The organism is Paraburkholderia sp. UCT70, from assembly GCF_050434085.1.
Lineage (GTDB): Bacteria > Pseudomonadota > Gammaproteobacteria > Burkholderiales > Burkholderiaceae > Paraburkholderia > Paraburkholderia tuberum.
In genome coordinates this window covers 60,892-86,650 of the sequence record NZ_JBNPVZ010000001.1, presented here as the reverse complement: position 1 = coordinate 86,650, position 25,759 = coordinate 60,892, and the positions used below count along the sequence as shown (strand labels likewise).

The following is a 25,759-nucleotide window of genomic DNA, read 5'->3' as shown; positions in this document are numbered from 1 at the left end:
GGACTATGGGCCTTCAACCGCATTGACTGGTACCCAAGATGTTTCTCGCACCCGGAGGACCGATTTCGCAGCCATTGCCAAACTGCCTGCAGCCGCCGAACCGCACAGCCATGCGCGATGCTCCGCAGTTCAGATCTATCTGGCGGGTGCGAAAGCGCCGCGCGACACGCGTCGCGTACCCAGTGCCCGACCACTCAGGCTGTACGGCAGATCAATGGCAATTCGTGCCGCGGGCGAAGCCAGTCAGCTTCCCGAAGAAGCCGTTGTCAAGGCTATCTAGCGCACCCGACCCGCCCGTATCTGACGTCTTCCCGTCCTGGATGCACTTCTGGACGCTCGGCCGCAGGCTCTGCCGTCACCATCAACACGAGCTCGCCGGGGCGTGCCGTCCCGTTGCCCGGTCGCAGGCACATAATTTCAGGCGGCCGGCTTCGCGAGATTGCGCGCCTGAGCGTAGCGCTATTCCAGAACGAACGTCCGTGTATATCATGAACACGTCCCGCGCCTCGCCTCTCACCTACACAGGACTATCGCGCTAACGACACCTCGTATTGACACAGATCAGAGCTTTCCGGGCTCCATGCAGGACAATCGGGGCAACCGTGTTCGCGGCGCTGTCCGCGCGGAAGGTTCTGGAGATGGGGATGAAGAAACGAATACACCGCGAAGCAGATTATCAGCCGAAGCAGCGCACGCGGATGCGGGAAGCGGCATCCCGAACGCCTGACAGTCCGGAGATTCCCGCGGAGGTGGTTCGCCACTTCGACCGTTCGGGGCCTCGCTATACCTCATATCCCACCGCAGATCGATTTCACCCCGGGTTCGAGGAGCGGGCATACGAACGTCAGCTTGCCGCTCGTGCTACTGCCGAGAATAATCCGCCGCTCTCGCTATATGTTCATTTGCCGTTTTGCAGATCACTCTGCTACTTCTGCGCATGCAACAAGGTCATCACGCACGACCATGGCTGCAGCGCTAGATATCTGAGCTACCTCGTTCGTGAGATGGACCTGGTCGCGTCACATCTCGGACCTGACCGGCGAACCGTGCAGCTGCATCTGGGCGGTGGAACGCCGACCTTCTTTCCTGTTGCCGAGCTCGAAGAGCTTGTCCAGCAACTGCAGAACCGCTTCGCGTTCGCGATCGACGCAGAACTCGCCATCGAAATCGATCCGCGAACCGTCAGCACCAAAACGCTTTCACCACTCGCGCGCCTCGGCTTCAACCGAGCGAGCTTCGGCGTACAGGACTTTGCTACCGACGTCCAGCAGGCTGTCAATCGCATCCAGCCACTCGATGTGGTGGAACGCGCACTCAGCGGCGCACGCGATGCGGGATTTCTCTCAATTAACGTCGACCTGATCTACGGTTTGCCGCAGCAGACTGTCGCCAGCTTTGCCCACACACTAGACGAGGTGATCCGGCTGGCGCCCGATCGCGTCGCGCTCTACAACTACGCGCACCTACCAGACCGCTTCAAGGCCCAGCGATTAATTGACGCAGCCCAATTGCCATCGACCGAGGAGCGCCTGCGCATATTTATGCTCTCGGCCCAGCGCTTTCTCGATGCCGGATACATCTATATCGGTCTCGACCATTTCGCCAGACCCGACGACGAGCTGAGCATTGCGATGCGCAACGGTAGCCTCCATCGTAATTTCCAAGGCTACACGACGTACGCGGAGTGCGATCTGGTCGGCTTCGGTGTGTCGGCCATCGGCAAGATCGGCAGCGCGTACAGCCAGTCGACGAGCTCGTTGCAAAGCTACTACCGATCACTCGACGAAGGCCGGCTTCCGGTCGAACGCGGAATTTCCCTATCGCCTGACGATGCGTTGCGTCGGGAGGTGATCATGACGCTCATGTGCAGCGTGCCGCTGAATTTCGCGGCGATCTCGCTAGCGCATCAGATCGACTTCGTCCGCTATTTCTCAAGTGAGCTTACCGCCCTGGAACCATACCGGGAGGCGGGACTGGTGAGCATCGATGGAAACGGCATCTCGATTCCCCCAAAAGGCCGGTTCTTCGTGCGCGCAGTGGCCATGGTGTTCGACGGTTATCTGGAGCGCCCCTCGAGCTCGTCCTGGTCAAAACTGATCTAGCGGCACGACCGCCGGCGGCTGGCGCAAACAACGCGACGAGACGTGTTCGTCGAACTCCGAAATAGCAACGCCAAGGTGCGTATTCGCTGATCCGGATCAGATTGTCCCGCGCATCGAGAATGCTGCGAGCGTTGCATTACCCGCAAACCGCACCGTCAGCAAGGTGTTCCCCTGTTCACACGGGCGCCGTAAAGTCTGTCCTTCGTTCCGCGCCACGTGCCCGTCACGACCCTCGATTGCCAGATCGAGGCCATCCCTCGCAGCCTGGCTCTGCTTCTGTTCAGCCATGAAGACATGAGCGATCGCCTGATTTTGCCCGCGCACTGCGTCAGTGCACCGCACCCCGCCGCTTTGTTCATCCTTGATCGACATCAATCACAAAGCTGGCCGGTTGTCGGACCATGACGCTGCGAGTGTGATGCCGCATGCGTCAAGCCAGTTTCAGGTCAAAAGTGCCACAACCCGGACTTAACCACTATGACAGACAGAAAAGCCTTAAGGAAACGGTCGATAGCGATCGTCACGACATTGAGCGCCTGTCTATCGGGATGTGCTCTGACTGTGCTTGATCCAAAAGGGAGCGTCGGCGCGGCCGAGAAGTCGCTGATCGCCACCGCCACGTGGGCGATGCTGATCGTCGTGATCCCGGTGATCCTGCTGACGCTGTTCTTCGCGTGGCGCTACCGTGCGTCGAACCGTCACGCGGTCTATGCACCCAAATGGGCGCACTCGACGGCGATCGAGATCGTCTGCTGGACGATCCCCGCCCTGATCATCCTGTACCTCGGTATCCTGACGTGGCGCACCACGCATGAGCTCGACCCGTACCGGCCGCTGCAGTCGAGCGTGAAGCCGATCGACCTCGAGGTGGTCGCGCTCGACTGGAAGTGGCTCTTCATCTACCCGGACCTCGGCATTGCGTCGGTGAACCAGCTCGCCGTGCCAGTCGATACGCCGGTGAATTTCCGGATCACGTCGGACTCGGTGATGAACTCATTCTTCATCCCGCAACTCGGCACCCAGGTGTATGCAATGGTCGGCATGCAGACCCGTCTGCACCTGATCGCGGATGCACCGGGAAATTTCGAAGGCATGTCCGCCAACTTCAGCGGCAAGGGATTCGCCGACATGAAGTTCCGCACGCTCGCGACGAGCGCCACCGACTTCGACGCATGGGTGCGGAAGGTCAAGGCTTCGCCGGACCGCCTGAGCATGGACGAATACGCCGAAGTCGCGAAGCCGAGCGAGAAGCAGTCGGTACGCTACTTCTCATCGATCGACCAGCACCTGTTTCGCAACATCGTTGCCCGATACAACAACGGCAACGTCACGGCCTTCCGCGACGCCGCCTGTCGCACGCAGACCACGGAGTAAGCCATGTTTGGAAAACTCACGCCCGGCGCGATTCCGTTCGATCAGCCGATCATCATGGGCGCGGCCGCGTTCATGGCGCTCATCGTGCTGGCGGTCATCGTCACGCTCACGAAGCTCGGCCGCTGGAAGTGGCTCTGGACCGAGTGGCTGACAAGCGTCGATCACAAGAAGATTGGCATCATGTACATCATCGTCGCGGTGCTGATGCTCATGCGCGGTTTTGTCGACGCCGTAATGATGCGGCTTCAGCTCGCGATCGCGTTTCACGGCCCCGGCTACCTGCCGCCGCACCACTACGACCAGATATTCACCGCGCACGGTGTCATCATGATTTTCTTCATGGCGATGGCGCTGATGGTCGGCCTCTTCAATCTTGTCGTGCCGCTGCAGATCGGCGCGCGCGACGTCGCCTTTCCGTTCCTGAATTCGCTGAGCTTCTGGATGACGGCGATCAGCGCGATCCTGATCAATCTGTCGCTCGTGATCGGCGAGTTCGCGCAGGTCGGCTGGCTCGCGTATCCACCGCTGTCGGAGCTGCAGTTCAGTCCCGGCGTCGGGGTCGACTACTACATCTGGAGTCTGCAGCTCTCCGGCGTCGGTACGCTGATTACCGCGATCAACTTCTTCGTGACGATAGTCAAGCTGCGCGCGCCCGGCATGACGCTGATGAAGATGCCGGTGTTCACGTGGACGGCGCTGTGCTCGAACGTGCTGATCATGGCAACGTTCCCGATCCTAACCGTGACGCTCGCACTGCTCGGCCTCGACCGCTACGCAGGCATGCACTTTTTCACAAATGAGCTCGGCGGCAACGCGATGCTGTACCTGAACCTGATCTGGGCGTGGGGCCACCCGGAGGTGTACATCCTCGTGCTGCCCGCGTTCGGCATCTACTCGGAAGTGATCGCGACCTTCGCGAAGAAACCGCTGTTTGGCTACAGAACGATGGTCTACGCGTCGTGCGCGATCACGGTGCTCGCATTCCTCGTGTGGGCGCACCACTTCTTCACGATGGGTTCCGGCGCGGACGTTAACGCGTTCTTCGGCATTATGACGATGGTCATCGCGATCCCCACGGGCGTGAAAATCTTCAACTGGCTGTTCACGATGTACCGCGGTCGCATCGAGTTCACCGCACCCGTGCTGTGGACGATCGGCTTCATGGTCACGTTCACGATCGGCGGCATGACGGGCGTGATGATGGCGATCCCGGGCGTGGACTTCGTGCTGCACAACAGCCTGTTCCTGATCGCGCACTTTCACAACGCGATCATAGGCGGCGTCGTGTTCGGCTATCTCGCAGGCTTCCATTACTGGTTCCCGAAGGCGTTCGGCTTCAAGCTTAACGAGAAGCTCGGCAAGCGGGCGTTCTGGTGCTGGTTCGTCGGCTTCTACGTGTCGTTCGTGCCGCTCTACGTGCTCGGCTTCATGGGCATGACCCGGCGCCTGAATCACTACGACAACCCGACCTGGCATCCCTGGCTGTTCGTCGCCGCATGCGGCGTGGTGCTGATTGCACTCGGTGTCGTGCACCAGATCGCCCAGGTCGTCGTGAGCGTGATCCATCGCAACGAGCCGGAATACGGCGACCTGACGGGCGACCCGTGGAACGGCCGCACGCTCGAATGGGCCACCGCGTCGCCGCCCGCTGTCTACAACTTCGCGCGCATACCGGTCGTCCACCAACTCGACGCGTTCGCGCACATGAAGGAAAGCGGCGCAGCAAATGCCGCACTGGCGCATTACGAGGACATCCACCTACCGTCGAACACCGCGGACGGGTTCCTGATCGGCGCATTCAGCCTCGTGCTCGGCTTCGCCGGCGTCTGGCACATCACGTGGCTCGCCGTGCTGGCCTTCGTCGCGATCGTCGCCGCGCTGATCGCGCGTAGCTTCCGCGACGACCATGGCTACGTGATTCCGGCCTCGCGCGTGCGCGAAATCGAAGCACGACGCGGCAGCGCACCCACCCCGGCCGCCCTTGAATTACCCGAATCCGCGGAGACCTGATCCATGACGCAATCTGCATTACTCGTCCATCACGGCAGGTCGAGCGTTGACCACGGCCCAACGCCCACCGTGTTCGGCTTCTGGCTGTACCTGATGACCGACTGCGTGCTGTTCGCGTCGCTGTTCGCCGTGTTCGCCGTAATGGCGCACCAGTTCGCGGGGGGGTGGTGCGTCCGGACGGGACCTGTTCGACATCCCGGGTGTCGCACTTGAAACCGGCGCGCTGCTGCTGAGCAGCACCACCTACGGCTTCGCGATGCTCGGCGCGCAGCGCCAGGGGCGTGGTGCCGTGATCTGCTGGCTCCTCGTGACGTTCGTGCTTGGCGCGCTGTTCCTCGCGTTAGAGCTGCGCGAGTTCTCGCACCTAGTCGCCGACGGTGCTGGGCCCAGTCGCAGCGCCTTCCTGTCGTCGTTCTTCACGCTGGTTGGCACCCACGGCCTGCACGTCACAGCCGGCCTCGTCTGGATGGCTGTGCTCGTCGTGCATGTCGTCCGCTCGCCTGAACTGTCCGGTCGCGACCTCACGAGTCTGACATGCCTGAGCCTCTTCTGGCACTTCCTCGACATCGTGTGGATCTGCGTGTTTTCGTTTGTCTATCTCGGGAGCATGCTCTAAATGGTCCATTCACACTCGACGTCCACGACCGCCTCGCGTGGTGACGTCGCCGGTTATATCACCGGTTTCGTGCTTGCCGTGGCGCTGACTGCTGGCTCATTCTCGATCGTCACGCAACGGTTGCTGCCGTCCGGCTCCGCGATTATGGCGCTCGCGTTGCTCGCGTTCGTGCAGATCGTCGTGCATCTGGTGACGTTCCTGCATCTCGACCTGTCGCGCGGCCAGCGCTGGAACGTGCTGGCGTTATGCTACACCGCGCTCGCCGCGCTGTTCCTGATCTTCGGCACGATCTGGGTGATGCACAATGTCAGCATGAACATGATGTCGCGCTGACTCGCCACCAGCGCGAAACTGTCTGGTCACATCATCGCGGACACGGCATGCAGCCGTCGACCGCGTACGTAGTGTTTTGCTGCACCGCTCTACCGGTCATTCTTCATGAACAGTCCGAATCACCCCGTTCCCGCCAATGAGCCATTGCCCCATCGCAAGGTCATCCGCTCGTGGCTGACACCGTTCGCCGAACGCCGCACCGCCTACGCGCTTCTGCTGCTCGTGTTCGACTACGTTTTGCTATTGTGTGCGCTCGCCGCGAGCGTGTTCGCGCACGGGTTCGTGCTGAAGACCGTATTCGGATGCATGGCGGGCTTCGTCATCGGACGGCTCTTCGTCATCGGTCACGACGCATGTCATGAGAGCCTGACCCGGCACCGCACGCTCAACCGCTGGTTGGGCCGGATCGCCTTCCTGCCGTCGCTCACGCCGTACAGCCTGTGGCAAGTGGGTCACAACGTGGTGCATCACGGCTACACGAACCTGAAAGGCGTCGATTTTGTGTGGGCACCGCTGACGATCCAAGAATATCGCGCCTTGAGTGGGCCACGGCGCGCACTGGAACGTATCTATCGCAGCGGCTGGGCGCCCGGTCTCTACTACATGATCGAAATTTGGTGGACGAAGATGTTTTTCCCGTCGCGGGCCGCAATGCCGACCCGGCGCCCCGTGTTCTTCCGTGACTGCACGCTGGTATCGGTGTTCGCACTGCTGTGGATCGGCGCGCTCGCGTGGATCGCTCGCGCGACGCAGCGGGGGGTGGTTCCGTCAATCGCATGCGGGTTCGGGGTGCCGTTCCTGTTCTGGTGCGCGATGGTGGGTTTCGTCGTGTACGCGCACCACACGCATCCGCAAATCCGCTGGTACGACGATCGCGCGAAATGGGGGCGTTCGGATCCGTTCGTATCCACGACGGTGCACTTGACCTTTCGCTGGCGTTTTGGCGCGCTGTTTCATCACATCATGGAGCACACCGCGCATCACGTCGACATGAGTCTCCCTCTATACGGGCTCGTCGATGCTCAGCGAACCCTCGAAGCGATGCTTCCGGAACGGATCGTCGTGCAGCGGTTTTCGTGGCGTTGGTACTTCGACACCGCACGAGGCTGCAAACTATACGATTTTTCGACTGATCAGTGGACCGATTTCGCTGGTCGCGCGACGCACGTCCTTCTTAAGACTCGCTAACAAAGCCTGTCATCCGAAAGCAAGCAGCAGTTGCAGCCCGAGGTCGGCTGCCATGTCGAGCGCGCTGCGGCCATCCGGTGCGCACAGTTCTGCGTTCGCCCCATGCGCAAGCAGCATCTGCAGGACGTCGAGGCGACCGCTCGCGGCTGCCTGCATCGGGCATGTGATGTCGTCGTCGTTCACATGGTCGATCGGCGCGCCGGCGTCGATCAGCCGCAGGATGGTCGCGGGGCCGCCGTGCAGGCACGCGAACCAGAGCGCATGGTTGCCGTCGTCATCGAGCGCGTCGGCGCGTACGCCGAGTGTGAGCAACGCTTCGACGACCGCGTCCTCGCCATGCTGCGCGGCGCGCATCAACGGGGTTTCGCCGTTCACGCAGCGCGAATGCGGATCAGGGAAGCCGTGGTACGCCAGCCACGTGGAAAGTGCGGCGGGCACGATCGTTTCGAGTTGTGGATCGGCGTTCCGGACAACGCGCGAGGCCAGGCGCTCGCGGACGACGAAAGCAGTGTCGGTGTGCATGATCATGGTCGCGTTCGGGTGCAAGGGAACATCGGTTGGCGCAGCCGTGCGGGCGGCAGCAGTCGGGACCCGCGCCTCAGACAGGCCGGTTCTCGTTGGGGTTGCGCACCGGCCCCATCAATTCAAGTCCTTCGCTGTAGGTGATCGTGTCGAAGGTCACGTCGAACTTGGTGGCCGCGTCCGCTACCGCATCCAGCTTGCCGCCTGAGTCCTTTTTCTTCAATTCGTTCTTTTCAAGGTACAGCAGTTCGAGCATCTCGTTGTAGACGGTGGACTCGAGAATCGGCAGCACATAGAACATCGCGCCCTTGTACGGCACCTGATATCGCTTGCTCAGGTCGATGTTGTCGCAAAACAGAAAGTACTTGCCGTCCGCCGAGAGCGTGTCGCTGAGCACCTCGGCCACGTCCTTCAGATGTTCGAAGCTCAACAGATACCCGGCGAAGAACGGCAAGTGCTTATGGCCGATCGTCGCGCATGCCATCACCTGATCGCAGGTCAGCTCCGGCGGCCGCGCTTCGTCGGCGAGCTTTGGGGCAAACCGCAGCGCAAGTTCGCCGCGGAAGCCGACCCGGCCGAACTTGTTCGTCAGCCCCTTGAGAACCGGGTTGAGCAGACGGCCTTCATGTTCGAGACGGGCGAACGCGGTGTCGTCGATCTCCTTGTGCGCGAGCGTTTCGGTCATCACAGATCCTTGGGTTAAACAGCGTTGAAGAGGGATTCACGTCTGCGTATTGCGCATCCGGTCGGCGATTTTGAAAAAGGCCTGCATCAGTTCATCGCGTAGCACCGGATCGACACCCGTCTCGTCGAACGCGGCGCGCATGCAAGCTAGCCACGCATCCCGTTCGGCGGTGCCGATCGCGAATGCGGCATGACGCATGCGCAGCCGTGGTTGGCCGCGCTGTGCCGAGTACCGCTTGTCGGCGCCGAGCCATTCGCACAGATACAGCACCAGCACGGCCTTCGTCGAAGACAGGTCTGGGTGATGCATCGCGCGAATGCGCTGCGCGTCGGCCCGCGTATCCATGTGCCGATAGAACGCATCGACAAGGCGGATGACGGCGGTCTCGCCGCCTAGACGGTCGAAGTGCGTCTCGCGTGGCACGGGTCGCGAAGGTTGGGTGGCTGGTGTGTCCATGGCGCGATCAACGCAATAACCGAACCAGGCCGCAACCCGGCGATTGTGCGGCTGCACGCAGGCCGATGCGACAGAAATCGCACGACAAACGCGCCCGAATGGTTTCATTGGCGACGAAGTTCGCGTGGTTTGTCGCGAAATCGACAAGACAGAAGAGGAGTCCGCAAAAGTCCCGAACCAACCGCCGCAGCGCGGCGGGGCGGACGCGTCGCAGTACCGCTGGTGACGTGGCACAGAAGCTGCGTTTGGAGTCCAGCGCGGACACAGGTCCGGCCGATGCGTGACTCGATATAAGAAGACCCATACAGGCACGACAGGCTGACATGGTCGCGGTTACGCAACCCTGATTTCAACCCTTCTTCCTGAATGGAGAAATGCAATGTCTAAACTTCGGCAAATCGCGTTCTACGGTAAAGGCGGTATCGGCAAGTCGACCACCTCGCAGAACACCCTGGCAGCCCTGACTGAACTCGGGCAGAAAATCCTGATCGTCGGCTGCGATCCCAAGGCGGACTCTACCCGCCTGATCCTGCATGCAAAGGCGCAGGACACCATCCTGTCGCTAGCGGCCGAAGCCGGCTCGGTGGAGGACCTCGAACTCGAGGACGTGATGAAGATCGGTTACCGCAACATCCGTTGCGTGGAGTCCGGTGGTCCGGAACCGGGCGTCGGCTGCGCGGGCCGTGGCGTCATCACGTCGATCAACTTCCTCGAAGAAAACGGCGCCTATGACGGCGTGGACTACGTGTCGTACGACGTGCTCGGCGACGTGGTGTGCGGCGGTTTCGCAATGCCGATTCGTGAGAACAAGGCGCAGGAAATCTACATTGTGATGTCCGGCGAAATGATGGCCATGTATGCGGCCAACAACATTTCAAAGGGCATTCTGAAGTACGCGAACAGCGGCGGTGTGCGGATCGGCGGGCTCGTGTGCAACGAGCGTCAGACCGACAAGGAACTCGAACTCGCCGAAGCGCTGGCGAAGATGCTCGGTTCGAAGCTGATCCACTTCGTGCCGCGCGATAACATCGTGCAGCACGCCGAGCTGCGCCGCATGACGGTGATCGAGTTCGCGCCCGAATCCAAACAGGCGGAAGAGTATCGCCAGCTCGCCACCAAGGTGCACAACAACGCGGGCAACGGGACGATCCCGACGCCGATCACGATGGATCAACTGGAAGACCTGTTAATGGAGCACGGAATCATGACGTCCATCGACGAATCGCAAGTCGGCAAGCCTGCAGCGGAACTGACCGCCTAAGCGAGCGCCGCCGCGCGCGGCCCGGTGTTCTTCTTCACGCGATGAACCGGGCCATGCCGGCTACCCGCTGCCAGGCTTGATACTCACCCTATGGAGCATTCCCCCATGAGCGTCACTGTTGAAGAGCGCAAGGCCGCGAACAAGGCCCTGATCGATGAAGTTCTGAAGGCCTATCCGGAGAAGATGGCCAAACGGCGCGCCAAGCATTTGGGCACCTTCGAGGACGGCAAGCCCGACTGTGGCGTGAAATCAAACATCAAGTCATTGCCGGGCGTGATGACGATTCGCGGTTGCGCGTACGCCGGCTCGAAGGGCGTGGTCTGGGGGCCCATCAAGGACATGATCCACATCAGTCATGGTCCGGTCGGTTGCGGCCAGTACTCGTGGGCCGCGCGTCGCAACTACTACATCGGCACTACCGGTATCGACACCTTCGTGACGATGCAGTTCACGTCGGACTTCCAGGAAAAGGACATCGTCTTCGGCGGCGACAAGAAGCTCGACAAGATCATCGACGAGATTCAGGAACTGTTTCCGCTGAACAAGGGCATCTCGATCCAGAGTGAATGCCCGATCGGCCTGATCGGCGACGACATCGAGGCGGTCTCTAAGAAGAAGAGTGCGCAGTATGAAGGGCACACCATTTTGCCGGTGCGCTGCGAAGGTTTTCGCGGCGTCAGCCAGTCGCTGGGCCACCATCTGGCTAACGATGCGATTCGAGACTGGATATTCGACAAGGCCGATCCGGACAAGCGGCCCGAATTTGTTTCGACGCCTTATGATGTTGCGATCATCGGCGATTACAACATCGGAGGCGATGCCTGGTCGAGCCGGATTCTGCTCGAAGAGATCGGCCTGCGCGTGATCGCGCAATGGTCGGGCGACGGCTCGATCGCCGAGCTCGAGAATACGCCCAAGGCCAAGCTCAATTTGCTGCATTGCTACCGCTCGATGAACTATATCAGCCGGCACATGGAAGAGAAGTACTGCATTCCGTGGGCGGAATACAACTTCTTCGGCCCGTCGATGATCGAGAAGAGCCTGCGCGAGATCGCCAGTCACTTCGACGACACCATCAAAGCCAACGCGGAGAGAGTGATCGCCAAGTATCGTCCCCTGGTCGATGCGGTGAACGCGAAGTTCAGAGCGCGCCTGCAGGATAAGACCGTGATGCTGTTCGTTGGCGGCCTGCGTCCGCGCCACGTGATCGGCGCCTACGAAGACCTCGGCATGAACGTGGTCGGCACCGGCTACGAATTCGGCCACAACGACGACTATCAGCGCACCACGCACTACGTGAAGGACGGCACACTGATTTACGACGACGTGACCGGCTACGAGTTTGAGAGGTTCGTCGAACAGGTCCAGCCCGATCTGGTCGGCTCCGGCATCAAGGAAAAGTACGTGTTCCAGAAAATGGGCGTGCCGTTTCGCCAGATGCACAGCTGGGACTATTCCGGTCCATATCACGGCTACGACGGCTACGCCATCTTCGCGCGCGACATGGACATGGCCATTTCCAGCCCGGTATGGGGGCTCGCCAAGGCACCCTGGAAGAAAACCCCCTAAGCGCCGGCCACCGCACCGATCACCGGACTGATCACCGGCCGGCAGGCCATTGAATTGAATATCAGGAGCATCCCGTGCCCCAATCTGCAGACAACATTCTCGACCAGGAACTCCTGTTCCGTGAGCCCGAGTACCAGAAAATTTTCCGCGCGAAAAAGGAAAACTTCGAGTTCAACCATTCAGACGAGCAGGTCAAGGAGATCGTCGAGTGGACCAAGAGCGAAGACTACCGGCAAAAGAACTTTGCACGCGACTCGCTCACCATCAACCCGGCCAAGGCCTGCCAGCCGCTCGGCGCAGTGTACGTGGCCAACGGCTTTCACAAGACGCTCAGTTTTGTGCATGGCTCGCAGGGCTGTGTAGCGTTTTACCGCTCGCACTTCTCGCGTCACTTCAAGGAGCCGACCTCGTGCGTCAGCTCGTCGATGACCGAGGACGCGGCGGTGTTCGGCGGCATGAACAACATGATCGACGGCCTCGCAAATGCGTACAACCTGTACAAGCCCGACATGATCGCGGTCTCCACGACCTGCATGGCGGAAGTGATCGGCGATGACCTCGACGCGCTCATCAAGAACAGCAAGCAGAAGGGCAGCGTGCCGGAGGACTATGACGTGCCGTTCGCGCACACGCCGGCCTTCGTCGGCAGCCACGTGACCGGCTACGACAACGCGCTCCTCGGCATCCTCAAGCACTTCTGGGACGGCAAGGCCGGCACAGCGACGCCGCTTGAGCGCGTGCCCGACGACAGCGTCAACTTCATCGGCGGCTTCGACGGCTACGTGGTCGGCAACATGAAGGAAATTCGCCGCATCTTCGATCTGTTCGGCGTGACGGTGAACATCATCTGCGACCCATCCGAAACGTGGAATACGCCGACCGACGGTGAGTTCCGGATGTACGAAGGCGGCACGACCAAGGAGGAAGTCGAGCGCGCGTTGAACGCGAAGGCGACCTTCGTGTTCCAGGAATACTGCTGCGAGAAGACCAGCAAGTTCATTGGCGAGCATGGACAGGAAGTGGTGGTGTTGAACTCGCCGGTTGGCGTCGCGGGCACCGATCAGTTCCTGATGGAAATCTCGCGCGTGACCGGCAAGCCGATTCCGGCGCAACTGGAGAAGGAGCGAGGCCAGCTCGTCGATGCGATGGCCGACAGCCAGGCTCACCTGCACGGCAAGCGCTTTGCACTCTACGGCGACCCGGACCAGATGCTGGGCTACACGCAGTTCCTGCTGGAACTCGGCGCCGAGCCGGCTCACGTGCTGGCGACCAACGGCAACGAAACCTGGGCTGCGAAGGTGCAGGCGCTGTTCGACGCGTCGCCCTACGGCGCCGGCTGCAAGGTGTATCCGAAACGCGATCTGTGGCACATGCGCTCACTGCTGTTTACCGAGCCGGTGGATTTCCTGATCGGAAACACCTACGGCAAATATCTGGAGCGCGATACCAAAACGCCGCTGATACGCATGGTGTTCCCGATCTTCGATCGCCACCATTACCATCGCTTCCCGACCTGGGGCTATGAAGGTGCGTTGCGGGTGCTGGTCACGCTGCTGGACGAGTTCTTCGAAGCGCTCGACGCCAACACGATCGACGTGGCGAAGACCGACTACAGCTACGACATCATTCGCTGACGAGGAGAGCGCGGCCATGGCAGACACAGCAGATGCATCGGGCGCGGCAGATGCAGTTCTGGTCAAGATGACGCAGGACGGCCGTAACGTCGAGGTCATCAACGGCTAGGTTTGCCTGGCCGGTGTGGGCGAGGCCGACCACCTCGTCCCGCTGCTCGAACACCCGAACCGGCAGATGATCGCCCAAGTGCTGCCCGGGGGGCCCGCGCATGTGGCCGGCCGGTTGCCATTGACGCACGAGGAATTGCGATTGCACAGGGTGCGATGTCGGCGGCTCGGCGGCAGTTCGACGCGAGCCCGGCGGGCATCGCGCCGCGGTTACCTCGTGCGGTGTGGGCGAAGATTGCGGCGGAGGGTGTCGAGTAGCGGGGCACCGCTGAAAACAAAATTGCTGCGCTGGTTTGTAGCTAGCCTGCGTGACGAACCTAAGCGAGGGAGCGGGGCATGATCTATGTAGTCGAGCAGTCTGACTCAGGGCCGCTGAGTGCGCGGTTCGCCCACGACGACTTTGAGCGCGAGGTGGCGGCGTCCGACCCGTTGAGCCTCGCGGAGATCAAGGACGAGGTAACGCCGCGCGAACTGCTCGCGTTGTCGACCACGTTTCCGATGCGAACGGACGGGCAGAGTACCTGTCGATCTGTGCGGTGGGAATACGCGAAAGCTCCACGGATGCGCCGCGCGCTGACTGCTTACCTGGCGGTTCGCGAACCCTTGGGGCCGGATGCGTTGCTGGAGGCGCGCGCGAATGCGATCGCACGGGTCCTGCTCCATACGGAACGGCAAGGCAGGCAGTGAACGTGTGTTGTCGTTTTCTGTGTCGCGAACCGTCTGTCGCAAACCGTTCGAACCCGCCATTGCGATGCGCGCGAGCGACTGCTTCAGCGCCAATTGGCACGTTTTCAAGGCGTTTCCCGGTGGGATGGAACTTGCCACTAGAGAAACGTTCATCCATCAGGAGCACGTCATGTCTGCTTCGCTCAATGCCCAAATCGCCGAAGTTTTCGACGAGCCGGGTTGCGACAAGAATCAAGGCAAGAGCGAGAAGGAACGCAAAAGGGGCTGCACGAAGCAGCTTTCGCCGGGTTCGGCCGCAGGCGGGTGCGCGTTCGACGGCGCGAAGATCGCTTTGCAGCCGGTGGTGGACGTCGCACACCTCGTGCACGGGCCGATTGCCTGTGAAGGTAACTCGTGGGACAACCGGCACGCCGCTTCATCCGGTTCGCAACTCTATCGCACCGGCTTCACCACCGATATCAACGAACTCGACGTGGTGTACGGCGGCGAGAAGCGCCTGTTCAGGAGCGTGCGCGAAATCATCGAGAAATACGATCCGCCCGCAGTGTTCGTCTACCAGACCTGCGTCACTGCGCTGATCGGCGACGACATCGAGGCGGTCTGCAAGCGCGCCACCGAACAATTTGGCAAGCCGGTGATTCCGGTCATTTCCCCCGGTTTCGCCGGGCCGAAGAATCTGGGCAACAAGCTTGGCGGCGAGGCGATCCTCAACTATGTGATCGGCACGCGCGAGCCCGAGTACACGACGCCGTATGACATCAACGTCATTGGCGAATACAACCTGTCGGGCGAACTCTGGCAGACCAAGCCGCTGCTCGACGCGCTAGGCATCCGTATCCTCTCGTGCATCTCCGGCGACGGGCGCTACAACGAGATCGCAAGTTCGCATCGCGCCAAGGTCAACATGATGGTCTGCTCGAAGTCGATGATCAACATCGCGACAAAGATGCAGCGACGCTACGGCATCCCTTACTTCGAGGGCTCGTTCTATGGAATCGGCGACATGAGCGACACGCTGCGCCATATCGCCAGCCTGCTCGTGCAGCAGGGTGCGCCGGACGATCTGCTCGAGCGGACCGAGCGCCTGATCGCCGCCGAGGAAGCGCGTGCGTGGGAGCGCATCGCGCACTACAAAGCGCGCCTTACCGGCAAGCGGGTGTTGCTCATCACAGGTGGCGTGAAGTCTTGGTCGGTGGTTTCCGCGCTGCAGGAAGCAGGGCTCGAAATCGTCGGCACCAGCGTCAAGAAGAGCACTAAGGAAGACAAGGACAAGATCAGGGAGATCATGGGCGACGACGCCCACATGATCGACGGTATGACGCCGCGCGAGATGTACGCGATGCTCAGGGACGCGCGGGCCGACATCATGCTGTCGGGTGGCCGCTCACAGTTCGTCGCACTGAAGGCCCGCATACCGTGGCTCGACATCAATCAGGAACGCCACCACCCTTATGGCGGCTACGAGGGGATCGTCGAGCTGGTGCATGAGATCGACCGCGCGATCTACAACCCGGTGTGGCAACAGGTGCGGATCCCTGCTCCGTGGGGCGACGACGGGGGAGCGCTCGGTGTGGTCCAAGCGCAAGCCGCCCGCCCGCTGTCGAGCGCCGCGCACGGAGGAGCGCTCGGTGTGGTCCAAGCGCAAGCCGCGCGCCCGCCGTCGAGCGCCCCGGGGTGGGGGCGATGAGCCTCGAACCCGGTATACCGACCTGACGCCCCCGAACTCGAGAAAATGCCATGGCCGATGTCGTCGAATCTATGAAAGCCTGTGCGGTCAATCCGCTCAAGATGAGCCAGCCGCTGGGCGCGAGCCTCGCGTTCCTTGGGCTCGATGCCTGCATGCCCGTGATGCACGGCTCGCAGGGCTGCACGTCGTTCGGCCTCGTGCTGCTGGTGCGCCACTTCAGGGAGGCGATCCCGCTGCAGACGACAGCCATGGACGAAGTCACCGCGGTGCTCGGCGGCTACGAGAACATCGAGGCCGCGCTGCTCAACATCCGCAAGCGCGCTGCGCCGAAGGTCATCGCGATCTGTTCAACAGGTCTCACCGAGACCGAAGGCGACGACGTGGACGGCTATCTCGTTACCGTGCGCAAGCGCAAGCCCGAACTCAACGACACTGAGATCGTCTATGTGTCGACCCCCGACTATGTCGGCGCATTCGAAGACGGCTACCGGCATGCGATTACCGGCATCGTCAACGCGCTGGTCAAGGCGTTGCCAACGGTGGCCAATCAGGTGACGCTGCTGCCCGGCAGCCATCTGTCGCCTGGCGACATCGACGAACTGCGCGAGATCATAGAAGCGTTCGGCTTCGATGTCATCGTGCTGCCCGACATTTCCGGCTCGCTCGACGGCCATATCGCGCCGGACTGGCGCGGCACCACACTGGGCGGTACCACGCTCGCGGAGATCCGGGCCGCTGGTGCATCGGCATTTACGATCGGCGTGGGCGAGCAGACGCGCGACGGCGCGGAGGCATTGCATGCTATCGCCGGCACACCGTTCGAAGTGTTCGGGCGGCTCACCGGACTGGAACCCAACGATCGTCTGCTGCAATTGCTCGCGCAGCGCTCCGGACGACCCGTCCCCGCGAAATACCGGCGTCAGCGCAGCCAATTGCTCGATGCGATGCTAGATGGCCATTTCTACACTGGAGGCATCAAGGTCGCGATCGGCGCAGAGCCCGATCTGCTGTTCGCGGTCGGCAGCATGCTGCACGAGATGGGCGCGCAGTTGCGCTGCTGCATCAGCACGACGCGATCGCCCGCGCACGCGTTGCTGCCCGCTGATCAGGTCGTGATCGGCGATCTCGAAGACATGGAGCGCGCCGCGGCGGACTGCGACCTGCTGATCACCCATTCGCACGGCAGGCAGATGGCCGAGCACCTGCAAAAGCCGCTCTTCCGGATCGGTTTTCCGGTCTTCGACCGGGTTGGAAACGCACATCGACGCTACGTCGGCTACCGCGGCACGATGAACCTGATCTTTGAGATCGCCAACCTGATGATCGAGCAGATTCCGCATCACGATCCGGGCGACTGGCCGCTGCCGCAGGCCGCTATCGATCTGGCCGCGCGCGATCCGGCGCGGGAAGCGAGCATTCCTGTCGTCGCGGCCGGTGCTTGACCCACCTAAAGGAGCACACAGCATGAAGATCGCGTTCGCCACCCAGGACAGGCAGTTCGTCGATGCGCATTTTGGCTGGGCGAGGAGCATCGTCACCTACAACGTCACACCGGACGGCTACCAGTTCGTCGAGGCGTTCGACTTTGGTGGCAAGCTCGAAGAGGACGGCGACGAGGATAAGGTCGCGCCCAAGCTGGAAGCCGTCAAGGATTGCGCGATCCTGTACGTCGCCGCAATCGGCGGCTCGGCCGCGGCTCGAGTGGTTGCGCTGAAGATTCACCCGATCAAGGTGCCGCGGCCCGAGTCCATCGAGGAGATTCTCGGCAAGTTGCAACAGGTGCTGAAGGGCACGCCGCCGCCGTGGCTGCGCAAGGCGCTGGCGAAGGGTGGCGAACGTGTATACGACTTTGAAGACGATGAGGTATCCCATGGCTGAATCATCCGCAATTCCGTCCAAGGCCAGCGACGAAATGCTGCTGGTCGCACCGTTCGTGCAGCAGCTCGTCAGGCAGTTGCGCGCGCAGGACACCCACGGCGTGTGGGACGGAAAGACCGACCTGCAACTGCTCAAGCCGTACATCCACACGCCGGAGGAACGCCGCGCGATTCCGATCATGGGCGATCCCGACCCCGAAACGCTGTGGCGGCTCGAGCTTTTCTATAGCGCGATTGCGGTGGCGATCGAGCGTGAGACCGGCCAAATGGTTTCGCCGATGATGAAGATGAGCCACGAGGGCTTCGGCCGCATGGTGTTGCTCGCGGGGCGGCTCGTTGTCGTCAACAAGCAGTTGCGAGACGTACACCGGTTCGGCTTCGCTTCGCTGGAGAAGCTCGCCGAGGCGGGCGCAAAGCTTCTCGACGAAGCGGTCGAGGTGATCCGGATGTACCCCGCCGTCGCACAGTACGGCGCGTGAAGAAATCGTGAGGGGACCGAGACGATGAGCACCGATGCCGATGAACTCAAGGCGCACCTGAAGAAACTCAACGCGCAAGCGACCCGGGCGAAGTTGGACCTGCACGACCTCTCAGAGGAACTCCCGACCAACTGGGAGAACATTCTCGCTGTCGCCCAGCGCTGCCATGACGCCCACGCCGCGCTGATGGCAGCCCGCAAGGCTGCCGCTGCGCCAGCGGTCTGAACCAGCGAAGCCATGGAGCCACGTCATGAGCGATACCTTCAGCGTTACGCTGCCGAGCGGCGCCACCTGGACGCCGACCTTCGTCAACAGGCTCGACGAAGAAAAATGCATTGGTTGCGGACGTTGTTTCCGTGTCTGTCCGCGTGGCGTGCTGCAACTCGTCGGGCTTAACGAGGACGGCGCGCACGTCGCACTGGACGGGGACGAAGACGAAGACGACGACGAGTACGAGAAGAAGGTGATGATTATCGTGCATCGGGAACTGTGCGTCGGCTGCACCGCGTGCGCGAAGATCTGCCCGAAAAAGTGCTACACGCATGCGGCGGCCGCTCTCTGAGCGATGCCGCGATGGACGCCTATGCAACCCTGATGGCGTGCGCGGTGGATGCGGGCGATCCCACCGTGCTGGCACTGGCCGGCGTGCTGTCGAGCGGGATCGAGCACCACGGCGTCGATGTGCTGCCGATGCCCGGACTGGACGCCGACCAGACGCGCCGAATGCTCGCGCGCTGGTTCCCGGGTGCCGGGCCGGCGCTCGGTCTTACGTGCGTCTTGTCGCCCGCCACGATGCCGCGTGACGACGAACTGGAAGACCTGGTGGCGTTGCTCAATCATCATGCCGATCCGCGCGCCGGCCCGGCAGACGAGGCGAACTGCGTGGCCCATGCATTGGCCTGCGCGAGCCTCGGGCAAAACCACCTTTGGCAAGACCTGCTTCTGCCGTCGCGGTGCGAGTTGTCCGCATTGATCAGCCACTGGTTTCCGCGGCTGGCCGCGAAGAATACGCATGACATGAAGTGGAAGAAGTTCTTCTACAAGCAACTGTGCGAGCGCGAGGGCCTGTTCATCTGCAAGGCGCCGAGTTGTGGTGTCTGTTCGGACCATGCGCTTTGCTTTGAAGCGGAGTAGGCAAAAATGCCCGGCCCGCTCCCCCGTTGAGCAGGTCCGTCGCCGGTCCGCATTGCCAGGCTTCTTCGGTAGATTCACAGTGAGAAGGCACGGGACTTGCTTAAGCGTGCTCATCGTTATCTATTCAGGCATTCACCCGAGAAATCGAACCACAAACCTTACGCACCTATGGATTCGTTCCAATCTGCTGCGTCCCCGGAGCCCCGCCCTCGCTGTACACCCTGCACCCGGGCTTGCTACCTGACGCTGCAATGGCCCGTTGCGGAGTCGCAGCAGCAAGGGCCGCGCGCCCGGGCATTGCCGCCCGCCTGCGTGCCCGCGCTGCCGCAACCGCCGCGCCGGCTACTCGCGATCTGCGACGAAGCGGGGTTGCGCGATCTGGCGCTGTGCCACTTGCAGCGGCTCAGGCTTATGCTGCTGTTTGCACGCGTCGGTCACCGCTTCGATTGTGTCGCGTCGCGGGTGGCCGACTTCGTGGTCGAGTCCTGCGGCGGGCTGCTGTATTACGACGAGCGGCATGCACATCTGCAGGCAGGCTCCAGGCCGCCGTTGCTGCTTGACGAAGAGGGCCGCGAACCCTGGCTGGTTCAACTTTGGTACGCGTTCGACGACGTCGGTTTCCCGCCCGCGCTGCGCGCCGACTTCTGGGGCTGGGCGAAGCCGCTGTCCGAGCATCGGCTGGCGCCGCACGCGCGTCATGCCGGCCGGACGCGCTACACGTACGACACGGTGCGTAGTTGGTTTCTCACTCCGGCAGCGGGCGAACGGCTTGCGGGCCATGCCACGAGGCGCTCGCCATGAGACCCATGCCGCCGGCCGTTGCCGGAACGGCGCGATCCGAGGCGCAGCCCGTCATGAATCAGAACCGCGGCACATGCCTTCCTGACAGCAGTGCGAGCCTGTCGCTGGAGCGCGCGCGGGCACATGTCGCGAGCCTGGAGCACGAGTTGTTCGCGGTTGAGCATTCGCTGCTCGACGACCGCGCATTGACGCGCGCATTGAGCGGGCGTCGATGGGTTTATGTGGGCGGGCGGCCAAGCATCAACGCCGCGCTGCGTGCGCTGGTGGAGGCGGCCGGAGGCGAGTTCGTTCATCACACCGGGACCATCGACGACGATAGCCGCGCCGAAAGCTTCGAGGCTTTGCTGTCGGGCGCCTACCGGGTGCTGTGCCCACTGGATCTGATCGACCCGGACTCGCTGGTCGCGCTGCGGCGGTTGTGCGCGCGTCACCGCGCGCCGTGGTCCGCTTTGCGTTCGTCGAGCGTGACGAGCTTCATCGCGGGCGTGTTGCGGGCTCGGCCTGCCCAGCCGCGCGGCGTGGTCGCAGCGTCGCGCTTCTGCCTGAGGCATGGCTGACGTCGTCATGACTTTACGTACCGCGAGATGTGGGCGCAAAACTTGACTTTGACGTGGCCATTCCACGAGAGGGTCTGCCATGTCGGATTCCGCACAACGCTACGGCCTTTTCCTCAACGTCGAGAACCCCGACGGCGACGCGCGCGATGCGCTGACGCAATCCGTGCGTAATGCGCCGGCCGCCCAAACGTTCGGCTACCACGAGGTGTGGCTCGCCGACCATCACTACAGGTCGTACGCGATCAGCAGCGCGCTGACGCTGCTGTTTGCCTACATCGCGACTCGTTTCCGGTGCTATATCGGGCTGTGGGGATACCGTCGGCGGATGAGGCGCGTGCGCGGATGCACGAAGCGTTCGCGTTGATACGACATGGTGTTTTTCCTGGTCACTCGTACAAGCCATAGCTGGCATTAAGACATGAGGCGTCGACGTAACAGCGCCACCGACAGGAAGAACGGCAACACCGTGCAGATGCAGAGAGCCCCAATATGCAGGGCAACACTGCCCACCGGGCGTCCGAGCATAGCGGGACGGATAAGGTCGACGGAATGTGCGAGCGGTAAGAAGCGCGCTACGTCGCAAAAAACGGCAGGTAGCTTACTGATCGGGAAGATCACGCCGCTCAGGAGCACCATGGGCGTGAGAACGAGCGTTTGATAGAAGACGAAGTAATCGTGACTGGGTGCAAGCGCCGCGAGGATCATCGCCAGACTCGCGAAGGCGAGGCCAGTCAGGGCGATGGCAGGCGATGCGTAGAGAATGGATGACCACGCTGAATAACCCAGCACGGTGGCTACCACCATGACGGCGATGCCGGCAAAAAAGGCCTTAGTGGCGGCCCATGCCAGTTCACCGAGAACGATATCGCCGAGCGTGAGCTGTGTACACAGGATCGCTTCCCACATGCGCTGAACATGCATGCGAGAGAAAGCTGCGTAAATCGTTTCGAAGGTCGCGGAGGTCATCGCGCTCGTGGCGACCATGCCCGCCGCGAGAAACGCGATATAAGATGCGCCATCGACGCGACCTACCATTATCCCGAAACCAAAGCCGAGGCCGAACAGATAAATCATAGGATCGGCAAGGTTACCGAGAATCGAGGCAAACGCGACTTTTTTCCATGCCAGATAGTTGTGGCGCCACACTGCAACCCAGTTCCACACGTTCGCGGGCAGGGCCGCTGCATAAAACTCTCTCATCGTTCACTCCTTCATCCCGCGCCCGGTTAACTGCAAAAAGACATCCTCGAGATTTGCGGGACGCTGTAAAAGGCGCAGCGCCGCGCGACCGCGCAACTGTACGCACACCCGTTCCGGATCGGACACATAGCAAAAGAGTGTCTCACCACTGACCTCGATACGCTGCGCGTGCGGCGCGATCAACGTGCGCAGCTCATGCGGATTGCCGCCGTGGATCTCGACCACGTGGCTCCCGATCTGTTCTGTGATCAGCGCGCGAGGCCCGCCTTCGGCGATCTTTCGCCCCTCCGCCAGCACACACAGTCGGTCGCACAACCGCTCGGCCTCTTCCATGAAATGGGTGGTCAAGAGGATCGTCTTGCCGCGCGCCAACAGGGAACGCAGGCGTTCCCAGATCAGGTGGCGCGCATGCGGGTCGAGACCTGTTGTAGGCTCGTCCATGACCAACAACTGTGGATCGTTGATCAGCGCGCGTGCCAGCATCAGCCGCCGCTTCATGCCACCGGATAGTTCGGTGACGCGCGCATCGACCTTGCTTTCGAGGCGGGCAAATTCGAGCAGCGACGGCACGACCGCTTCAATTTCACGTGTGCTCATGCCGAAGTAGCGCCCAAACACCAGAAGGTTCTCGCGCACGGTGAACCCAGGCTCGAGGTTGTCGAATTGCGGCACCACGCCAATGCTCATACGTGCCGAGCGAGCGCGCGCCGGCACTGGCTCCCCGAGCACGATGATCTTGCCTGCGTCGGGCGGCGCCATGCCGAGAACCATACGCACCGTCGTGCTCTTGCCCGCGCCATTTGGCCCTAGCAGACCGAAGCACTCTCCAGGCGCGACGCTGAACGACAATCCGTCGACTACGATCTTGTCGCCATATGACTTACTTACGCCGGCGAAGCTGATTGCTGCTTTGGACATGGAGATAAGAAGGGAAATTACGCACTCGTCTTAGAGAAAAAGAAGCCGTTCTGCTGCCGCGGCCCTATTGAAAACGCACTGGTCGATAGAACATCCTTGCCTGCCATGTGGGAGAGTTGCTGACAATGGAGTACCAGGATTTCGGTGAATGCACTCGCGTTGGGAAGGCGACAATCGAGCCTTTGCGTGAGACGATCGCACTCAAGCGGACCCTGCCGATGGTGGGCGGTTCTGGGTTGGCGCAATATTCGAGATCCTATGTACAATTAACTAATTGCCATCGAATGCTTCGTCAGACGTTGCTAATGTTGAAGACTCACACGCGTGATCCGGTCGACGGTGCGGAGTTGCAGCTCTTGACGCTGAAGTCACGTTCGGCTTTGTAACCGGATCCGGAGTATCGACCTGTTTTTCATGAACGTTCGATACGTTGCCCGCAGAGCCACGGGACCAGCCAATCGCTATTGCTCAATGTACACAGCGCATAGACTTTCAGGGGGAGCAAGAGAAAGAGGTTAATGGGTGTGTGAAGAGAAAAGCCAAGAAATCGAACCTGGCGAGCGCGAACCGATGCCACGCTACAGCGGATCATGGTCGATGATGCGATTATCAGGGCAGTCCACCACGGCACTGTCGCTGTCAATGCGAGCTGCGCGAGACCCGCTAGAAGCGATAAGCCGAGAAATAGCGAGCCCAGATTGTGTCCGACCACGTCCAGCGTAAGGTAACGATCGAGACAGGGCAGCAGGCGCAGCGAAAGGAACGTGTCCCGATACGTACTGCGCGCCCAGCGCAGTTGTTGGCGCAGATACGCCCCCAGTCTGTCTGGAACGACTGTCGCCGCAATGGCGTCGTGAACGTACACGGTCCGATAACCTGCCGTCAGCATGAGAATCGTCAGATGACGGTCCTCGCCGAAGTCGCTCGGCTTCCCGCGAAAAAATTGCGTCTCGTACTGATCTAGCAGCAAAAGGAGCGCGGACCGGCGGTACATAGCACATGGACCGCAGCAACACATAACAGCGCCGAAGCGAGCCTGTGCGGCGCGTTCTTCGTTGCATGCCAGCCAGTACTCCATATCGATCAGACGGGTCAACCAGGTGTCGCTGCGGTTGCTGGCCGTCAACTGCCCCATGGCGGCGCCTATCGTCGCGTCTCGCATTGTCAATACGAGCTTCTTGACGACATCGGGCGCCAGCGTCGTGTCCGAGTCGACGTTGAGTACAAGTTCCCCGGATGAGGAGCGTATCGCGGCGATCTGTGCCTTGCGCTTTCCCATATTTTGGGGAAGCGTAATGAAGTTGAATCTCGGGTCGCGCGTGTATGCATCGTATACCGACCTCACGGCGTCGAGATTCGCAGAACCATCATCAACCACATAGACGCGCAGTTTTCCGGCGTAGTCCTGGTTTGCGATGGACTCCAGGCATGCCGAGAGCGTGGGTGGGTCCTCGTTGAAGCAGGGAACGATGACATCCACGCCCGGCAGAGTGTCGGAGTCGACCAGGCCGTCCGACAGCGATGACACGTTTGTCGGCTGAGCATAAAGCGCCTGCGTGCTTTTATAGACAGTCGAAAGCAGCGCATAAAACGAGACAGCGACAGTGCTAGTTGCGGCAAGCATGTTCATAGGGTATCTGGTTCGTCCGGTGAGGTTGAGGAAGCGATCGGATTGCAAACCCCCGGTCATGCAATGCTGGAATCATGAGGGAAAGCGCCATGAGGGTCTGCTCGCGCCGACCAGCGCTCGCTGACGTAGTGAGCACTGCTTCGGTCCACATGCCATACGGGGCACGCATATACCGCAGCGAAGCATGCGGGCTCGCCATCCTGATGACCCTGCTTGCCGTTAGTATTTCCTGTTGTACTTCGGTGGGTTCGCATCTGGACAGGTCCGGACGAGTCATCGTGTGGTTTGCGACCTCGTGCCCGTCCGCGATCATCCGTCGGATCAGCTTCGGCTGGTCCGCTGCGTACGCGCCGATAACGCAGAATGTTGCTGGAACCCGGAATGGCCCGAATAAATCGAGAAAATTCGGTATGAAAAAGGAATTGATACTGTCGTCAAAGGTTAAGTAGACGTCGTGACATCCGGCGCGATCGTGGCACTCGTCGCGCGCCTCGGATACGCAATCGAAAACCTTCACAGATCTGGACCGTTTCGTTCAATTATCGAGCCAGTAGGCCGCTCCACGGTCGATAGTCCCAACCGAAAGGCTACGACGGGCACGGTTCCGGTAAGCTTAGGTGGCGCGTCGAGAGATACATCTAAAAGTATGGTCATCATGAAGACACGTCTAAACATTGTCGTACTACTTACAAATTTGAAGTATTCGATCAATCAACTTCGATTTCCATTTCCGCAACGATAGGCTTCACTGTGCAACACAAAAATTGATTTGTAAAATCGATTGCGTTGATGCCTTGCATCTATAGCGTGGATATGTTGAGAAATGCGTTTTATGGGTTTCGATCTACATCTGCTCGTTGCGCTCGCGCGCATAGACCAATCCGCTGGCGTTAAGGTAGATCCGTTGTTGGAGCGACCGACGATGCCGGCT

General features: G+C 61.2%; 27 protein-coding genes and 2 pseudogenes. 21 read left to right on the top strand and 8 right to left on the bottom strand.

Annotation, left to right across the window (positions count from 1 at the left end; all coding sequences use genetic code 11):
* Positions 1 to 698: 698 nt before the first annotated feature.
* Positions 699 to 2,102, top strand: coding sequence for an oxygen-independent coproporphyrinogen III oxidase (gene hemN / locus OKW41_RS00425; protein WP_429454480.1), 1,404 nt, complete (start codon positions 699 to 701; stop codon positions 2,100 to 2,102).
* A gap of 96 nt (positions 2,103 to 2,198) precedes the next feature.
* Here the strand turns inward: hemN and OKW41_RS00420 are convergent, their stop codons facing one another.
* Complete coding sequence (locus tag OKW41_RS00420) at positions 2,199 to 2,474, bottom strand: hypothetical protein (RefSeq protein ID WP_429450599.1); 276 nt, start codon at positions 2,472 to 2,474, stop codon at positions 2,199 to 2,201.
* Positions 2,475 to 2,579: 105 nt separating this feature from the next.
* Between OKW41_RS00420 and cyoA the strand changes: the two genes are divergently transcribed.
* From cyoA to OKW41_RS00395, 5 genes and pseudogenes are all read left to right on the top strand, one after another.
* On the top strand, positions 2,580 to 3,476 hold the full coding sequence (gene cyoA / locus OKW41_RS00415; protein WP_429571168.1) for a ubiquinol oxidase subunit II: 897 nt from the start codon (positions 2,580 to 2,582) through the stop codon (positions 3,474 to 3,476).
* A gap of 3 nt (positions 3,477 to 3,479) precedes the next feature.
* Positions 3,480 to 5,486 carry a cytochrome o ubiquinol oxidase subunit I gene (gene cyoB, locus OKW41_RS00410; RefSeq protein WP_429571167.1) on the top strand — a complete coding sequence of 669 codons (2,007 nt, stop codon included), beginning with the start codon at positions 3,480 to 3,482 and terminating at the stop codon, positions 5,484 to 5,486.
* A 3-nt stretch (positions 5,487 to 5,489) separates the two neighbouring features.
* Positions 5,490 to 6,102: pseudogene (gene cyoC / locus OKW41_RS00405) on the top strand (cytochrome o ubiquinol oxidase subunit III).
* A complete protein-coding gene (cyoD, locus tag OKW41_RS00400; RefSeq protein WP_090811308.1) occupies positions 6,103 to 6,435 on the top strand; it encodes a cytochrome o ubiquinol oxidase subunit IV in 333 nt (110 codons plus the stop codon).
* Positions 6,436 to 6,540: 105 nt separating this feature from the next.
* Positions 6,541 to 7,623: a fatty acid desaturase gene (locus tag OKW41_RS00395; protein ID WP_429450589.1), complete on the top strand. Its 1,083-nt coding sequence runs from the start codon at positions 6,541 to 6,543 to the stop codon at positions 7,621 to 7,623.
* 9 nt (positions 7,624 to 7,632) lie between these two features.
* On the opposite strand, the gene OKW41_RS00390 is transcribed toward OKW41_RS00395, so the two are convergent.
* The 3 genes from OKW41_RS00390 to OKW41_RS00380 all read right to left on the bottom strand — a co-directional run bounded on the left by OKW41_RS00390 (position 7,633) and on the right by OKW41_RS00380 (position 9,286).
* On the bottom strand, positions 7,633 to 8,145 hold the full coding sequence (locus OKW41_RS00390) for an ankyrin repeat domain-containing protein (protein WP_429571166.1): 513 nt from the start codon (positions 8,143 to 8,145) through the stop codon (positions 7,633 to 7,635).
* A 76-nt stretch (positions 8,146 to 8,221) separates the two neighbouring features.
* Positions 8,222 to 8,830 (bottom strand): hypothetical protein, encoded by a 609-nt coding sequence (locus OKW41_RS00385; RefSeq protein WP_429571165.1) that lies wholly within the window; start codon positions 8,828 to 8,830, stop codon positions 8,222 to 8,224.
* Between the two features lie 36 nt (positions 8,831 to 8,866).
* Complete coding sequence (locus OKW41_RS00380; RefSeq protein ID WP_429450584.1) at positions 8,867 to 9,286, bottom strand: group II truncated hemoglobin; 420 nt, start codon at positions 9,284 to 9,286, stop codon at positions 8,867 to 8,869.
* Between the two features lie 379 nt (positions 9,287 to 9,665).
* Here OKW41_RS00380 and nifH point away from each other — a divergent pair, with 379 nt between their 5' ends.
* The 15 genes and pseudogenes from nifH to OKW41_RS00305 all read left to right on the top strand — a co-directional run bounded on the left by nifH (position 9,666) and on the right by OKW41_RS00305 (position 21,444).
* A complete protein-coding gene (gene nifH, locus OKW41_RS00375; protein WP_018423167.1) occupies positions 9,666 to 10,547 on the top strand; it encodes a nitrogenase iron protein in 882 nt (293 codons plus the stop codon).
* Between the two features lie 105 nt (positions 10,548 to 10,652).
* Positions 10,653 to 12,116: a nitrogenase molybdenum-iron protein alpha chain gene (gene nifD, locus OKW41_RS00370; RefSeq protein WP_429571164.1), complete on the top strand. Its 1,464-nt coding sequence runs from the start codon at positions 10,653 to 10,655 to the stop codon at positions 12,114 to 12,116.
* A 74-nt stretch (positions 12,117 to 12,190) separates the two neighbouring features.
* On the top strand, positions 12,191 to 13,750 hold the full coding sequence (gene nifK / locus OKW41_RS00365) for a nitrogenase molybdenum-iron protein subunit beta (RefSeq protein ID WP_429571163.1): 1,560 nt from the start codon (positions 12,191 to 12,193) through the stop codon (positions 13,748 to 13,750).
* Between the two features lie 16 nt (positions 13,751 to 13,766).
* Positions 13,767 to 14,116 (top strand): annotated as a pseudogene (locus OKW41_RS00360) (hypothetical protein).
* 78 nt (positions 14,117 to 14,194) lie between these two features.
* Positions 14,195 to 14,545 carry a hypothetical protein gene (locus OKW41_RS00355; protein ID WP_429571162.1) on the top strand — a complete coding sequence of 117 codons (351 nt, stop codon included), beginning with the start codon at positions 14,195 to 14,197 and terminating at the stop codon, positions 14,543 to 14,545.
* A 169-nt stretch (positions 14,546 to 14,714) separates the two neighbouring features.
* Positions 14,715 to 16,232 carry a nitrogenase iron-molybdenum cofactor biosynthesis protein NifE gene (nifE, locus tag OKW41_RS00350; RefSeq protein ID WP_429571161.1) on the top strand — a complete coding sequence of 506 codons (1,518 nt, stop codon included), beginning with the start codon at positions 14,715 to 14,717 and terminating at the stop codon, positions 16,230 to 16,232.
* 50 nt (positions 16,233 to 16,282) lie between these two features.
* Positions 16,283 to 17,674: a nitrogenase iron-molybdenum cofactor biosynthesis protein NifN gene (gene nifN / locus OKW41_RS00345; RefSeq protein WP_429571160.1), complete on the top strand. Its 1,392-nt coding sequence runs from the start codon at positions 16,283 to 16,285 to the stop codon at positions 17,672 to 17,674.
* 22 nt (positions 17,675 to 17,696) lie between these two features.
* On the top strand, positions 17,697 to 18,110 hold the full coding sequence (gene nifX / locus OKW41_RS00340) for a nitrogen fixation protein NifX (RefSeq protein ID WP_184010354.1): 414 nt from the start codon (positions 17,697 to 17,699) through the stop codon (positions 18,108 to 18,110).
* Positions 18,103 to 18,588 (top strand): NifX-associated nitrogen fixation protein, encoded by a 486-nt coding sequence (locus OKW41_RS00335; RefSeq protein WP_429450575.1) that lies wholly within the window; start codon positions 18,103 to 18,105, stop codon positions 18,586 to 18,588. The genes nifX and OKW41_RS00335 overlap by 8 nt, the downstream gene beginning before the upstream one ends.
* A gap of 24 nt (positions 18,589 to 18,612) precedes the next feature.
* The gene (locus OKW41_RS00330; protein WP_429571159.1) at positions 18,613 to 18,813 is read left to right on the top strand and encodes a CCE_0567 family metalloprotein; all 201 of its coding nucleotides are present in this window, start codon (positions 18,613 to 18,615) and stop codon (positions 18,811 to 18,813) included.
* Between the two features lie 25 nt (positions 18,814 to 18,838).
* Positions 18,839 to 19,150, top strand: a complete 312-nt coding sequence (fdxB, locus tag OKW41_RS00325; protein ID WP_429571158.1) for a ferredoxin III, nif-specific — start codon at positions 18,839 to 18,841, stop codon at positions 19,148 to 19,150.
* An 11-nt stretch (positions 19,151 to 19,161) separates the two neighbouring features.
* Positions 19,162 to 19,722 carry a nitrogen fixation protein NifQ gene (locus OKW41_RS00320; protein WP_429571157.1) on the top strand — a complete coding sequence of 187 codons (561 nt, stop codon included), beginning with the start codon at positions 19,162 to 19,164 and terminating at the stop codon, positions 19,720 to 19,722.
* A 297-nt stretch (positions 19,723 to 20,019) separates the two neighbouring features.
* A complete protein-coding gene (locus OKW41_RS00315) occupies positions 20,020 to 20,523 on the top strand; it encodes a hypothetical protein (RefSeq protein ID WP_429571156.1) in 504 nt (167 codons plus the stop codon).
* Between the two features lie 53 nt (positions 20,524 to 20,576).
* Entirely contained in the window at positions 20,577 to 21,080 is a 504-nt protein-coding gene (locus tag OKW41_RS00310) for a hypothetical protein (RefSeq protein WP_429571155.1), read from the top strand.
* A gap of 79 nt (positions 21,081 to 21,159) precedes the next feature.
* The gene (locus OKW41_RS00305; RefSeq protein ID WP_429571154.1) at positions 21,160 to 21,444 is read left to right on the top strand and encodes a hypothetical protein; all 285 of its coding nucleotides are present in this window, start codon (positions 21,160 to 21,162) and stop codon (positions 21,442 to 21,444) included.
* 47 nt (positions 21,445 to 21,491) lie between these two features.
* On the opposite strand, the gene OKW41_RS00300 is transcribed toward OKW41_RS00305, so the two are convergent.
* The 4 genes from OKW41_RS00300 to OKW41_RS00285 all read right to left on the bottom strand — a co-directional run bounded on the left by OKW41_RS00300 (position 21,492) and on the right by OKW41_RS00285 (position 25,345).
* Positions 21,492 to 22,280 carry an ABC transporter permease gene (locus tag OKW41_RS00300; RefSeq protein WP_429571153.1) on the bottom strand — a complete coding sequence of 263 codons (789 nt, stop codon included), beginning with the start codon at positions 22,278 to 22,280 and terminating at the stop codon, positions 21,492 to 21,494.
* A 3-nt stretch (positions 22,281 to 22,283) separates the two neighbouring features.
* Complete coding sequence (gene nodI, locus OKW41_RS00295) at positions 22,284 to 23,198, bottom strand: nodulation factor ABC transporter ATP-binding protein NodI (RefSeq protein WP_429571152.1); 915 nt, start codon at positions 23,196 to 23,198, stop codon at positions 22,284 to 22,286.
* A gap of 412 nt (positions 23,199 to 23,610) precedes the next feature.
* Positions 23,611 to 24,828, bottom strand: a complete 1,218-nt coding sequence (gene nodC, locus OKW41_RS00290; RefSeq protein WP_429571151.1) for a chitooligosaccharide synthase NodC — start codon at positions 24,826 to 24,828, stop codon at positions 23,611 to 23,613.
* Positions 24,806 to 25,345 (bottom strand): polysaccharide deacetylase family protein, encoded by a 540-nt coding sequence (locus tag OKW41_RS00285; protein WP_429450564.1) that lies wholly within the window; start codon positions 25,343 to 25,345, stop codon positions 24,806 to 24,808. Before OKW41_RS00285 ends, nodC begins: the two co-directional genes overlap by 23 nt.
* Between the last annotated feature and the right edge of the window lie 414 nt (positions 25,346 to 25,759).

What these genes read in the sequence shown, in the direction of transcription:
- hemN (WP_429454480.1), top strand. Translation starts at nt 699, where the DNA reads ATGCGGGAAGCGGCATCCCGAACGCCTGACAGTCCGGAGATTCCCGCG.
- OKW41_RS00420 (WP_429450599.1), bottom strand. Translation starts at nt 2,474, where the DNA reads ATGTCGATCAAGGATGAACAAAGCGGCGGGGTGCGGTGCACTGACGCA.
- cyoA (WP_429571168.1), top strand. Translation starts at nt 2,580, where the DNA reads ATGACAGACAGAAAAGCCTTAAGGAAACGGTCGATAGCGATCGTCACG.
- cyoB (WP_429571167.1), top strand. Translation starts at nt 3,480, where the DNA reads ATGTTTGGAAAACTCACGCCCGGCGCGATTCCGTTCGATCAGCCGATC.
- cyoD (WP_090811308.1), top strand. Translation starts at nt 6,103, where the DNA reads ATGGTCCATTCACACTCGACGTCCACGACCGCCTCGCGTGGTGACGTC.
- OKW41_RS00395 (WP_429450589.1), top strand. Translation starts at nt 6,541, where the DNA reads ATGAACAGTCCGAATCACCCCGTTCCCGCCAATGAGCCATTGCCCCAT.
- OKW41_RS00390 (WP_429571166.1), bottom strand. Translation starts at nt 8,145, where the DNA reads ATGCACACCGACACTGCTTTCGTCGTCCGCGAGCGCCTGGCCTCGCGC.
- OKW41_RS00385 (WP_429571165.1), bottom strand. Translation starts at nt 8,830, where the DNA reads ATGACCGAAACGCTCGCGCACAAGGAGATCGACGACACCGCGTTCGCC.
- OKW41_RS00380 (WP_429450584.1), bottom strand. Translation starts at nt 9,286, where the DNA reads ATGGACACACCAGCCACCCAACCTTCGCGACCCGTGCCACGCGAGACG.
- nifH (WP_018423167.1), top strand. Translation starts at nt 9,666, where the DNA reads ATGTCTAAACTTCGGCAAATCGCGTTCTACGGTAAAGGCGGTATCGGC.
- nifD (WP_429571164.1), top strand. Translation starts at nt 10,653, where the DNA reads ATGAGCGTCACTGTTGAAGAGCGCAAGGCCGCGAACAAGGCCCTGATC.
- OKW41_RS00355 (WP_429571162.1), top strand. Translation starts at nt 14,195, where the DNA reads ATGATCTATGTAGTCGAGCAGTCTGACTCAGGGCCGCTGAGTGCGCGG.
- nifE (WP_429571161.1), top strand. Translation starts at nt 14,715, where the DNA reads ATGTCTGCTTCGCTCAATGCCCAAATCGCCGAAGTTTTCGACGAGCCG.
- nifN (WP_429571160.1), top strand. Translation starts at nt 16,283, where the DNA reads ATGGCCGATGTCGTCGAATCTATGAAAGCCTGTGCGGTCAATCCGCTC.
- nifX (WP_184010354.1), top strand. Translation starts at nt 17,697, where the DNA reads ATGAAGATCGCGTTCGCCACCCAGGACAGGCAGTTCGTCGATGCGCAT.
- OKW41_RS00335 (WP_429450575.1), top strand. Translation starts at nt 18,103, where the DNA reads ATGGCTGAATCATCCGCAATTCCGTCCAAGGCCAGCGACGAAATGCTG.
- OKW41_RS00330 (WP_429571159.1), top strand. Translation starts at nt 18,613, where the DNA reads ATGAGCACCGATGCCGATGAACTCAAGGCGCACCTGAAGAAACTCAAC.
- fdxB (WP_429571158.1), top strand. Translation starts at nt 18,839, where the DNA reads ATGAGCGATACCTTCAGCGTTACGCTGCCGAGCGGCGCCACCTGGACG.
- OKW41_RS00320 (WP_429571157.1), top strand. Translation starts at nt 19,162, where the DNA reads ATGGACGCCTATGCAACCCTGATGGCGTGCGCGGTGGATGCGGGCGAT.
- OKW41_RS00310 (WP_429571155.1), top strand. Translation starts at nt 20,577, where the DNA reads ATGAATCAGAACCGCGGCACATGCCTTCCTGACAGCAGTGCGAGCCTG.
- OKW41_RS00305 (WP_429571154.1), top strand. Translation starts at nt 21,160, where the DNA reads ATGTCGGATTCCGCACAACGCTACGGCCTTTTCCTCAACGTCGAGAAC.
- OKW41_RS00300 (WP_429571153.1), bottom strand. Translation starts at nt 22,280, where the DNA reads ATGAGAGAGTTTTATGCAGCGGCCCTGCCCGCGAACGTGTGGAACTGG.
- nodI (WP_429571152.1), bottom strand. Translation starts at nt 23,198, where the DNA reads ATGTCCAAAGCAGCAATCAGCTTCGCCGGCGTAAGTAAGTCATATGGC.
- nodC (WP_429571151.1), bottom strand. Translation starts at nt 24,828, where the DNA reads ATGAACATGCTTGCCGCAACTAGCACTGTCGCTGTCTCGTTTTATGCG.